Below are 2,687 nucleotides of genomic sequence, written 5' to 3' on the forward strand. Positions count from 1 at the left end.
ATATCAACGGTAAAATTATCAGCATCTTCAATGGTATCAAACATCAAATGTTGATAAGCAAGTTGTATTTGGGGCTCAAATGTTAAACCTTCCATTCCGGTAGAAAATTGTTTGCCAACGGTGGTGGAAATACTTAACATTTTTACATTGTTCAATTTCGCGGTTTTACCAATGATAGCATTGGTGATATCGCTCTTTATTATCCCATAGGACAAGAGTGTATCCATATAGAAACCATTGTCATGCTGCACGCTTCCATAAGCTGTTAGTGACCATTTATCCAATGTGTTCTTACTGGCATCCGCTATGTCCTTTGGAGTGAAAGACAGCCGCCCATAGGTGCCTACAAGACCGAAATGTGTTGTGGTATTTTGTCCTTCTAATGCTGCGAATGTGACTCCGGCTTGGAGAGCAGCATAGCGGATATCAGCACCATAACCATATTTGAGAGGTCCGCGTTCAGAAGATAAGGTTCCTGTGTTTCCGTAAGTATAGAGGAAGAAACCGGTTTGTTTTTCCTCTTCTTTTCCTAAGACAGATGTTCTGATATTGGCTAAAAGCGCGTTTTGTTTAGCCATATCGGTTAATCCACTATAGAAGAGAGCATTTGGCATGACCAAATAGCTTGCTGTTTGTGGTACAGGGGCAACGGTAGGGATATTTGTTTCAGGATCAGGATTTGAACCAGAATTGGAGTCAAGCAGTTCGGGTTGCAAACGGAAATCCCAGAAGTTTTCATTCTTTTCATCAAAGAGGTTTTGTGCAATATCGGCTTTGCCTTGGCTTGAGTCTGGTCCATAGGCACGTAGTGTATACATATCTGGTAAACCATTTCTTGTGGTATAGCCATTTACGAGTTTGAAAGAGTTTTCTTCTGCTTTTCCAGAAACTTGAATGAGTGAAAGACCTCGGACATTGGCAGCAGCAGAGGTATTTGCTTCGATATTGTTCTCTTCTAAGCGCCCCGTGACATAAACTGATGTGTTGCCTGAGACGTTCCCATTGATCAAAAGCCTATCGGTTTTTTGATCGGCGATTGGTGCTCCATCACTCCATTGTGCGTTGAAGTAAATTTTTGCGTCACCAGAGGCATTGTAGACGGCTTGCGTGTCTGGTTTACCAGAACCTATATACAAAGTTTGGTAATGCTGTTTTTCTGTTGGCTTGCTAAACATAATGGAGCTGTTATCGAGATTAAGCGTAGAAATATCGGAACGAGATCTTTGAGCAATATCAAGTAGTTTTCCATCAGCATCTTTTTCATTGTTACTGATCTTCAACGTCCATTTTGTGTCGTTTTTCAGATCAAAGCGTGTTTGCCCATTTTCGTCATTTCTTACACCGCCTTGTAAGACAGAATGGTCTGCGGTTAAAGTAAACATTTCAACAGGTTTTGTCTTCTGCTTTATGTTTTTGAATAACGTATCTGCAAGGATTTTTGAATTTTTGAGATTAATTTTTCCCATTGATTCATCGGTATTTATTCCAATACCATTTTCAACGATCAGATCTGTATTGGTCAAATTAACTTCACTGTTTTGCCAATCTTGTGGATTACTATTACTTAGGCCATTTAACTTATTTTTAGACAAATCTGTAAAATTCACCCCAGCAACCCCTGCTGTTGCAGAAGTATTTGCGAGATCAATATGTCCATTTCTGTTTATCTTTAGTGCAATTAGTGTTGCATCTATTTTGTTTTCAGCGCCATTGATCATCTTAATCGTGCTATTGGATGCGACAAGTCCAAAATCAACTTTTTCAATCGTTGTTTTTCCGTTTAATTCAATGACGCTATTTGCAGCAGCATTTACACCCATGCTGGGCAGTTCGATTCCCTCAATATTTGTTTTCTTCCCTTTTATCGTTAATTCTTCACTTGTGATTTTGCCTCCATCCGTTACATAAAGACCAAAGAGAGTCTTCGTAATCGTTGTTTTTCCTTTTAATTCAATGACGCTGTTTGGGCCCTCAGCTGATGCGCCTGTAACTGAGCTTTCGCCATTTTCTGTGAGTGCAACATCTTTAACATTAATATATCCACCCAAAGTTGCATATAATGAATTATTACTCCCAGTAACAGTTCCTCCTGTCATGAAAATTTTTGATTGCTCACCAATGGCACTCAGCGCATTATGCTCAGATGAAATGATTTTCGCACCATTGTTTAAAGTAATGCTGCTGCCGTTTTGAGCAATTATTGCTTCTCCTTTTGCCTCAAAAGATCCGCCGGTGATTGTTATTTGAGATTTGTTATCTGCTAAGATGCTGTTTTTTGCTTTCGTGACGGTTACATTATTTAAAGTGACAATACTTCCTTTGTCAGCACTTATTCCTTTATCCATAAGAAAGTCATCATTTCCGCTTGATATTTTTACATCTTTCAGCGTGTTTTCTTTGCTGGTGGTGTTAAGAAATGATGCACCTACTGCTTTGTCTCCTGTGACCTCAATCGATCCTCCGGTCATCTTGATTGTCGCATTATCACTTTCGGCTTTAACACCGATCGAAGCATTTTTAATTGTTGTGTTACCATTCAATTCAATAGTGCTGGAACCTCTTGCAAATGCACCGAATTTTGTTCCTTTACCATTTGCTGTGAGCACAACATCTTTAACATTAATATATCCACCAGCTTTTGTATATAATACACTATTGCTACCGGTAACAGTTCCCTCTGTCATAAA

1 protein-coding gene is annotated in these 2,687 nt (G+C 39.2%); it reads right to left on the reverse strand.

The window, feature by feature from the left end:
* On the reverse strand, positions 1 to 2,687 hold a 2,687-nt coding region (locus ACFIL8_RS08990; RefSeq protein ID WP_375689504.1), incomplete at both ends, for an autotransporter outer membrane beta-barrel domain-containing protein.

Origin of the sequence: Bartonella sp. AP57NXGY, from assembly GCF_042195805.1 — a bacterium.
GTDB lineage: Bacteria > Pseudomonadota > Alphaproteobacteria > Rhizobiales > Rhizobiaceae > Bartonella.